At 45.2% G+C, this 9,493-nt stretch carries 9 protein-coding genes; 2 read left to right on the top strand and 7 right to left on the bottom strand.

Annotated features, from left to right (window positions below; genetic code table 11):
* Window positions 1–591: 591 nt before the first annotated feature.
* Window positions 592–849: a hypothetical protein gene (locus tag Q8J68_RS00175; RefSeq protein WP_305309553.1), complete on the top strand. Its 258-nt coding sequence runs from the start codon at window positions 592–594 to the stop codon at window positions 847–849.
* Between the two features lie 375 nt (window positions 850–1,224).
* Window positions 1,225–3,258: a cation:proton antiporter gene (locus tag Q8J68_RS00170; RefSeq protein WP_305309552.1), complete on the top strand. Its 2,034-nt coding sequence runs from the start codon at window positions 1,225–1,227 to the stop codon at window positions 3,256–3,258.
* A gap of 492 nt (window positions 3,259–3,750) precedes the next feature.
* On the opposite strand, the gene Q8J68_RS00165 is transcribed toward Q8J68_RS00170, so the two are convergent.
* The 7 genes from Q8J68_RS00165 to cobD all read right to left on the bottom strand — a co-directional run bounded on the left by Q8J68_RS00165 (window position 3,751) and on the right by cobD (window position 9,492).
* A complete protein-coding gene (locus Q8J68_RS00165; protein ID WP_305309551.1) occupies window positions 3,751–4,329 on the bottom strand; it encodes a GNAT family N-acetyltransferase in 579 nt (192 codons plus the stop codon).
* 194 nt (window positions 4,330–4,523) lie between these two features.
* Entirely contained in the window at window positions 4,524–4,838 is a 315-nt protein-coding gene (locus Q8J68_RS00160; protein ID WP_305309550.1) for a hypothetical protein, read from the bottom strand.
* A 106-nt stretch (window positions 4,839–4,944) separates the two neighbouring features.
* Entirely contained in the window at window positions 4,945–5,568 is a 624-nt protein-coding gene (locus Q8J68_RS00155) for an NTP transferase domain-containing protein (RefSeq protein WP_305309549.1), read from the bottom strand.
* A 1-nt stretch (window position 5,569) separates the two neighbouring features.
* Window positions 5,570–6,382: an adenosylcobinamide-GDP ribazoletransferase gene (gene cobS / locus Q8J68_RS00150; protein ID WP_305309548.1), complete on the bottom strand. Its 813-nt coding sequence runs from the start codon at window positions 6,380–6,382 to the stop codon at window positions 5,570–5,572.
* Window positions 6,379–6,975 (bottom strand): alpha-ribazole phosphatase CobZ, encoded by a 597-nt coding sequence (gene cobZ, locus Q8J68_RS00145; protein ID WP_305309547.1) that lies wholly within the window; start codon window positions 6,973–6,975, stop codon window positions 6,379–6,381. The genes cobS and cobZ overlap by 4 nt, the downstream gene beginning before the upstream one ends.
* 40 nt (window positions 6,976–7,015) lie before the next feature.
* Entirely contained in the window at window positions 7,016–8,002 is a 987-nt protein-coding gene (locus Q8J68_RS00140) for a cobalamin biosynthesis protein (protein ID WP_305309546.1), read from the bottom strand.
* A complete protein-coding gene (gene cobD / locus Q8J68_RS00135; protein WP_370867565.1) occupies window positions 7,999–9,492 on the bottom strand; it encodes a threonine-phosphate decarboxylase CobD in 1,494 nt (497 codons plus the stop codon). The genes Q8J68_RS00140 and cobD overlap by 4 nt, the downstream gene beginning before the upstream one ends.
* Window position 9,493: the final 1 nt, after the last annotated feature.

Genomic DNA, 9,493 nt, shown 5'->3' with positions numbered 1-9,493 from the left:
AACCCAACTTTGACAGTCTTGTTTTTGATCAACTGAATATCTATCTTTTTTGTGTTCATTAGAATCGAAGTATCTCTTTTTTCCTAGTGATTGTTTGTCTCTTTACTTTCTTACATGCTTGTTTTTACAATTTGTCGATTTTTACACGAATCTATTTGACAGTATCACATTTGTCACTAGAATGCGTTTTTTCTGATTTTAACCCCGTTTTTGGACTAAGAATTTGACAGTCTTGTCGGATCTTCTAAATAGGCACCCAATCCTATTTCATATTGTTTTCAAGCAAAAATATCCAAAAATAGCTTAATGGAATTTGACAGATGAACATTATTATTGCAAAAATAAGGTTCAACAAGTAAATTCAGGCCAAATTTGCTGGAAATTGCATATATTTTAAGGCAAAAATGGATGAAATCGCAGAATTTTGCATCAATTTGTTTAAACTGTCAAATAGGTTTTCCTGACAAAAAAACGAAAATTTTGGGTTGAAAAAAATACATTCTTAGTCAAGGAGTGAAAACTGTCAAACTTGGGATGCAATCAAATGGAGGAATGTAACTGTATCAACATATTTGATATAGGTGAACTATTGTGAAGAAAATATTAAGCATACTTTTGGTCTTTGTTATGATCGGACTGGTTGCAGTTTCCGGTTGTACTGACACAGCTGAAGAAGGAACTGAAGACGAGGCAATCGTTGAAGATGAAAATGTTACTGATGTGGAATCCTCTGACGAAGTAGCAGAAGAAACAGTTGTTGATGCAGAAAATACTACTGTAGATGGAAATGCAAATCCTGTTGAAGATGGGAACGTAACAGTATCTGAAGAAGATGCTGTTGCAGAATAATTTCATATTTAGCATTACTTTTTATTGCAACAGTTTGGCTTTCATGGCCAGACCTTTTTTTGTCAATATCGTAAATCGGTATGCATCATTTCTCTGTTTACGTAGGACTTAAGTCAACACCCACTCATTAAAATGAATGGCACCCGCTCTAATTAAGTGAATATACTCCCGGAATACACATGAAAGAGATTGCAATGCTGCCTTTTATTAATTTTAATTGCAATCTCTTTCAAGCGGATGTTGTGAATATCCTTTTTTTAAAATAATCCTTAAACAACGACATGTTTATTGCTTCGGCCGAGAATAAGCTACTTCAATCCTCTCACTAAAAGCTGATATATTTTAAAATAGTTATATTCAGAAAGAGATATTTCTATGCTACCCGAGCTTCCGTTTACCGATTCAGTGCTTATATTTGCCATTGCTATGTTTGTCTTTCTGACTACTCCTTTATTGCTTAATAGATATAGGCTTCCTGGCATCATAGGAATAATTATTGTAGGTACAATTATTGGGCCAAACTCATTGAACTTGCTGGAACGCAGTGAAACAATTATCTTGTTTGGCGAGATTGGGGTTATCTATCTGATGTTCATCGCCGGATTGGAGATAAACATCAACAAGTTTATTGAGAAAATGGATCGAAGCCTTGTTTTTGGTTTTCTCTCATTCATAATTCCCCAAGCTGCAGGTACTTTGATCGGCGTGTACACTATTGGCATGTCACTGCCCACAGCACTCCTTTTTGCATCCATCTTTGCTTCGCATACTCTGCTTGCCTATCCTGTTGCAAGGCGGCTAGGTATAGTAAAGGACGAAGCTATCACGGCTACCATAGGAGGCACTATACTTACAGATACCTTGGCACTTCTGGTCCTTGCAGTTGTCATTTCATCTGGCGAGGAAGCTATAGACATGCAATTCTGGGCACAACTTGCTATAGGACTTATCATTTTCTTTGTCGCTGTCTGGACAATAGTACCACGCCTTTCCAGGTGGTTCTTCAGTAACCTCACAGATGAGAGCTATTTCGAGTTCCTTTTTGTAATGACAGTGATGTTCACATGTGCCTATTTCTCACGGGTTGTAGGTGTGGAACCAATCATAGGTGCATTCCTTGCAGGCCTCGTGCTCAACAGACTGATCCCAAATACCGGAGTACTTATGAACAGGATTGAGTTCATAGGTAATGCCTTTTTCATACCTTTCTTTCTGCTGTCAGTAGGAATGCTTGTTGATGTCACTATTTTCTTTGAAGAAGGAAATAATCTGATGCTAGCATTTTGGCTCATTTTCCTTGTGCTCATAACAAAGATAGCAGCTGCATGGTTGACTGGAAGAATTTACGGGTATAACATCAATCAGGTAATGAGCATGTTTGGGCTGTCAGTGGGTCAGGCAGCTGCCGCCCTTGCGATTGTGATTATTGGATTCGATGCAGGGCTCTTTGACCAGAATATGATAAATGGGACCATCGTGATGATCCTTGTTATTGGAATTGTAAGCCCCATCATTGTAGAGCGATATGGGACTAAAATGGCCCTCTCTGACCAGGCACCTTTTGCTCCCCCCGAGTCACCTCAGCGAATACTTGTGCCCTTTTCAGTGCAATCCATCTACAAGAAGGAACTGCTTGATCTGGCCATAATGATAAGAGCGAAGGATTCAGATGAACCTTTACATGCACTTTGTGTAGTAAGTCCTTCTTCGGAACCCGACAGAAAGGTAGCACAGGCAGAGAAAATGCTGGAAGACTTAACAGCTTATACTTCTTGTGCCGAGGTGCCGATGACTACCCATGTCGGCTTAAATTACAACATAGCGTCGGGGATAATCCGGGCAACAACAGAGAACAGAATATCAACAATTATCATGGGTTGGGAAGAGGACCGTTCATTAACTGAAAGCGTAGTAGGTTCCATTACTGAGCAAGTGTCCGGCAGGATTAAGAAAATGCTGCTGCTCTCTCACATCGAAACTCCTCTTTGCAATACACAGAATATAACAGTGTTACTGCCCACAAGTATCTATTATAATCCTGGAATCTACGAAGTTCTAGAAGTAATTATAAGATTGGCAGAAGAGACCGGGTCAAACGTCATGGCAATTGTCATAGAAGACTCCCCTGAAAAGTATGAAGATCTTTTCAATGCCATGAAACCTGTTGTGAAGGTTAACTTCATGAGAGTAGAGGGCTGGAAAAATGTGTTGAAGGTGTTGCGCACAAAAGCTGAGAGCAAGAGTGAACTTATTATTTATATCAAAGCTTACAAAAACACACCCGGATGGCAACATGAGCTTAATGAGCTCCCGAACACGATTTATTCCCTCTCTAGGGGTAACCTCATAATAGCACGCCCTGAGACTACTGAAAAAGTGAATGACATGAGATTCCTTCGTATTGAATAATAGCCTTGTGTAATAACATCACTGGAGCTTCTGCAATACAGTTTTCTACTTTGGAACATAGGAGGAAAACGATATGTTTATCAAAAAATACTAGCATCAACTGGCTAGTCTAATATTTGATAGAAAGTTCAGATGTTCACCGGAATAATGTTCACAACGTACCTAAAGGCGAATCTATGAGAAAGAAGATTGTAGTTTGAAGAACAAGACTGGTTCCATAAAGTTAAAGAGCGGCATTGCTAATATCCATGACCGCTTGAACCTCCTGCAACTTTAAGTTGTTCTAGACTTAGATAGTACATGTCCATCACTAGTCTTTAATGCATCAATCAATATTAAAGAGATGACAATTTATGAGAATAATGTTAGCTCATATAATGATGTCTGTTGAGGAAATAAAATATGGGAAATATGGGCTCTGTACAAATCCTCATTTGAAAATAAAACCCAATCTTGAGGAAATACTACCGTCTGCCAAAAGAAGAGAACCACTCAAGGGAGACCCTGCCCTAGCCCCAAATCCATCTCGTAGCATTTGAGCCCCGGGCCGCAGACATCCTCAAGCTCCCTGAGGATACGGAAACCCGCCTTTTTGTAAAGGCTGATGGCTGGCATATTCTCCGTGGCCACATAGAGAGAGATGCAGTTGACGGAATTGAGCTTCATCTCGCGGATACCTTTCTGAAGCAGTCTTTTACCTATACCATATACCCTGTGATCACTGTCAACTGCCAAAGAATAAAGTGTGGCGGTTTTGTAGATGTGCGAATAGGAGAATACAGGTCTCACGAAAAAGATGCAGTACCCCACAACCTTGCCCCGTTCAAGGAATGCATAGCAGGTTTCGTTGAAAAAGCGGCAGTACATCGTAAACCTCCTCTCATTTATCCCGGTGAAGTTCTCACGATAGATTCTCAGGACATCGGCCATCAAATCTTTGTTTATTCTGATTATGTCAGGGTCTGCGAACGTGCTCCATTTTTTAGTCATCAGGCTGCCAAAAGCCAGCCTTGAGGCCTTTAATGACTTCCTTTTGCCTGTACGTACCTTCCTGACCAACTGATCGACCATTGACACCACAACGCATTGATCCTGCACCCAGACAGGCATCCTTTAGAAAAAATAATCAGAATATAGATCTGATAATAGATATTTGATTAGAAAGGGTATAAGTCAATTGGAATTGAGGTCCTGAAGACAGGACCGGTCCATATGTCTATTTGTATGCGCTGCACCCTTTGCAGGGATTTCCAATAAGCAGGGCGTCACTCGCCTTCAAGCACAACGCCCTGGACCTGTTCAAGAAGGATATCAGAGAACAGCAACTTCTCAATGGTACGCGCAACATACCTGCGATGCTGATGCTTCTGTATGTCCTCGTTCATCCGCAGGTCGGAATCTATCTGGATCCTCATGAGCGCGAAACGAAAAGCATCCACCTCTTTGATGTCCATGTTGTAGAAGGCCTCAATGTAAAAAGGCAGTTTTTGAGGATGCTCTATCACTTCACATAGCATCAATGACTCCTCAGGGATAACCTCTACGGAAGTTTCAGGGTTGAGCTTGCCGGTGATCAGCATCAGAGTCTCCAGAGAATAACTCCGGTTCATTATAGTAATATGGCGATCGATATGAACACATCCTTTTGAACTAGTCCGGTCGGCAATGGATCATCCCGGTCCGGTACTACTCTTTCCCGGCTATTTTTTCCAGCAGTACCTCTTTGCACTTCTCAAGGTCGGCTACAGTATTCACGTTTAGCGCCAGCTCGACGTTTTCCAGCACGAGGCTGACATAGGCCTGCTCGCGCTCAACATCTTTCCCGTCCAGGATATTTACCCCGGCAGGAACTATAAGCTTGCCTTCCCAGTTGAAGACCGTATCCGGCCTGATACCGAGCCCTTTGCACACCCATATGGGAGAGAACACGGACATCGCAGGCGTTCCGCAAGTCTCATATTTTCTGATGATATGACCGATTATCTCCGGATCAAGCAGGGGTATGTCCGACATCATGATCAGCACTGGTTCTGTTATGCCCGCATCTTGGACCGCATAGACCATATCTGCCACATAGTTGCCACCGCCTGTGTTTATAACTCCCACCCTGCCATTGTAGCGGTTAAGGATGACACTGCCAGTGTTAGGCGTTGCAGGCGAGACGGCAACATGGATCTTCCCGACTTCAGGCGTTCTCTCCAGTGCATCGATGACATAGGAGATGAGAGGCCTGCCAAGCAGTTCTACAGTTGGCTTTTCACCCATCCCGAGCCTGCTCCCGAATCCTCCGGCCATGATTATGGCATCCATATCAGACACCTCCAAAACCGTATTTAAGCGCAAGGAAGATGGCTACCAGCGCAATGGTCCTGCCAACCTCATTGGAAGCACCGATGATATCGCCATTGACACCACCAAAATGCCTGTTGCTGATATTGATAAGCACCATGGCTGATGCAATGGATGCAACAAAAGCTATGGGTCCGACCAGAGGGAGACCTATATACCAGAAAGCCAGCGTGCAGGCAACAATACCCATGGCAAACCCCGTCAGGTACTTTGGAAGAGTGGTGCTCTTTACCAGGATGGAACCAAGACCTTCATGTATGGACTTCCCGAATGCTGCAATCGTAAGCATGCACTGCATGGCACTGACCTCAGCAACGAACAGGGAAAGAAAGATGATAACTGCAGTGCTCACGCCTTCCGGGAGCAGGAACTCACCCGTAAGAAGAGATATGATGGCAGTATAGAATGCCAGGAGTGCAAGAGCTGTAAAGGCCACTCCTCCGATCCCAAGAGACATGTCTTTAAGCGCCTTGAGTTTCTTCTCGCGGGAACCGTGGGCTGTCAGACCATCCCCCATGTCGGCAATGCCATCAAGGTGGTTAAGTCCCGTCATATAATAGACGAACACTATAATGAAAACAGCACTCAGCTGGGGAGAGAGGAAAGACTGCAGACCAAAGGCCACTGCACCTATGATAAGACCAAGCACAATACCTACAAGTATGTGCAGATAGGTCCTCTTGAAGAACTCGTCAAGCCCTTCCATCGTTATCCCGACAGGGATGGTGGAAAGGAAACCAAAACTGGAGCGTACAGCCAGTAAGAAGTTGTTCATCCTGCGATCACACCACCCAGGTTGCTGTCATGCCTCTTCTTTTTCTCAGCCGCATCCTTTCTGGCGGCTTCGGCCATGCTTCTTGTATACATGCTGGCAGATACACCACCAATGAGCCCTCCTATCACATCATCCATGAAAGGACCGAGATCTGCAAGGATACCAGGTTTCTGCTTGTCAAAACGTACAAATTCGAATATGCCCTTGTCACCACTTATGTATTTGGCAATACTCATCCCTATGACCTCGTCAACTATCAGGAATGTCAGGTCTTTTTCGTAGGAACTTTTGCTTATATTAGGAAGAGTGCCTGCAACACCTTCCTTTTCGAGCAATACGCCTGCATAGACAAGCATGCAAAGGTTCGGGTCTGAAAGGGCTATGTGCAATTCTTCCAGGAACCTTTCCTCAGCAAGCTCCCTCGTCTCGATACCCGGATGCGGAGCATACAGTGCCAGCGCAGTATCAACAAGCATCTCAACGGTAATACCCTCATCCCTGAGTATATCAATGATATCGTGAGTGATATCGCCTTCCAGCTCCCCAGGCTGTCCTTCCTTGAGGTTCTTTGATTCTATGTCCGATAATTTCATTGCTATCACTTTTATCATTTGTTATTATATACCTGCCAACTCATCCAAGGATAAAATAGATCATCAATGCAGATGCCCCAACCGCCATAAACGAAGCGGTCAGTATAAGCCTTGAGGTAAGCCATATATCCTCTGCCACGGGATACGACTTATATCGTTCCCCCAGAAGATAGGTGTTCGGTTTCTCAAGCCTCACCCTGAGAGCGCCTGCTGTTGAAGCCATGGGAAACCCGGAATTAGGGGAAGGGGTCATCAGTCCCTCTGCCAGCCCGAGTTTGAGTGCATCTGATGCACTCAGCTTTTTCCTGTTTCCTGAGAACAAGTTCACGACCACAGCCGCTATACAGATGAAAATGACCGAGATGCGTGCAGGTATCCAGTTGAATACGTCATCAGTTCTTGCAGAGAACCAGCCCAGCTTCAGGTACTTTTCGTTCTTGTAACCGACCATGGAGTCCAGGGTACTGGCAGCCTTGAAGACGTAAGCAGCGACCAGTCCGAATGGACCGAAGAACGAATAGAACATCAGAGGGCTTAGTATCCCGTCCACATAGTTCTCGGAGCTTGTCTCGATTATAGCGGAAGACACATGGTTCTCATCCAGCCGGGAGGTGTCCCTGCTAACATACATGGATACTTCCCTGCGTGCTTCATCAAGCTTACCTGCCTCAAGCCTGCTGCGTACCTTGTTGCCTGCCTCGAACAGGCACCTGACAGCAAAGGTCGCCTTAAGGAAATAAGCAGCCACCAGCAACCGCAGGACCCTCGGTATTGATTCGACGCTCAGGACAAGCATCACTGCGTATGCCAGGGCAGATGCAAAGCCAATGGTGACCAGAGCAAGGAATATGCCGTACAGCCTCCTGTGCTTTGCAGGAGCCGCATCCTTAAGCCTGGAAATGAGCTTCCCCATCCAGACCACAGGATGAACGGCAAAAGGAGGCTCGTTGAGCATAAGATCATAGGCATAGGCCAGGAAAAGAATGATTATGAGATCCTCTGCCCCCGGCATCACCGGCATGATCATAAACGAGTCTCCATGGCTTTCTTCCAGGCTTCCTTTACGCTTTCCTTATTGCAACCTTCCTTTGTCAGGACAGAAAGCATATCATCGACCACCTCAGGTCTGTGGACCATTTCACAATAGAGGCAGCTCCATACCTTCCCGCCTCCTGAGCTCTCTATCCACTGGCCTCCGGTGCGCTCATCATTACACGGATAGAACGGACAGAAGCAGAAAGTGCAGTCCTGGCCCTCGAAGTGACAGGGATAATAATCACAGCTCAGGTTGCTGCCAAGCCTTCCACAGGTCGCGGCTTTTGCAAGGTTATCGTGAAGCATGGATTCTGCCTGCTCACTTCCCCATTCCGACACCACCTGCCTTATAGTGTCCACTATGCGCTTGTTCTCCTCCCTGGTCCTGACAGCGACCCTGATATGGTCTTTGCCCGACTCCTGGAATGAACTGCAATCACGGATGAGCACACCATGTGCAGCCATACGCTCTGTCAGTTCGGTAGAATCCATGGAAAATTCGGAGATATCCACATAAATGTAATTTACTGTGCTCTCGATTGGCTTGAATCCACGGCGATCCAGTTTTTCCATAAGATATTCCCTTTCGGCCTTAATGAAATCCCTGGAATCCTGAAGATATTTGCTGTTTATCCCGCCTTCCATATTGAGCAGAGCCGTTGAAACAGTATCAGCTATGCAGCCCAGGTTCCAGGAAAGTCTTGCATTATCAAGCACCTTTGCAAACCTGCTGGATGCGATACCAAATCCCATCCTGATACCTGGGATAGCGAAAGCCTTTGTGAGGGAGCGCTGTATGAAAAAATACTCATTACCTTCGACCATATCTGCGGCACCCTGTGATGGGTCGGCAAGTTCTATGAAAGCCTCATCGAGGAACAAAATAGTGTGGTGGCGGGCGCATTTTTGAGCAAGTTCTCTTACCTGCTCGCGGGTAAGGAGTTTTCCCGTGGGGTTGTTAGGATTACACACAAAGATCATCTTTGCTTCTTCAAGGACATCACCACTAATATCCGGAAGGTCTTCCTGACGGATGTACTTTATAGTTGCACCAAGCACCCTGCACTGGACTTCGTACTCGCTGAAGGTAGGCTGCGGGATCAGTACGATGTCACCTTTTCCTACAACGCATTCCGCAACAAGCCGGATTATCTCGGTAGAACCATTGCCGGGGATTATGTTCTCAGGCCTGATGCCCATGCCTGTGAACTTTGCCGCAGCCTCCTTGAATTCCAGATAGCGGTTGTCGGGGTACTGCTCCATTTTCTGAAGCCCCCTGTCAAGTAACGTACGAAGTACCAGGCCTGTATAGGGATACTTAAAGGGAGTCCCAAAGGGATTCAGGCTTGCGCTCGCATCAAGGATCTCGCTCTCCGGAATTGCGTATTTCTGGGAGTTTTTGCGTATCAATCCACCATGAGCACTGGGCTCGAATTTCAACAGATGCTCTTTTACCGGGAGAGAGGGCGTATTTTCTGTCACG

The sequence above is a fragment of the Methanolobus sp. genome, from assembly GCF_030682845.1.
In the GTDB taxonomy this organism is placed as follows: Archaea; Halobacteriota; Methanosarcinia; order Methanosarcinales; family Methanosarcinaceae; genus Methanolobus.
This window is presented reverse-complemented; position numbering and strand designations above follow the sequence as displayed.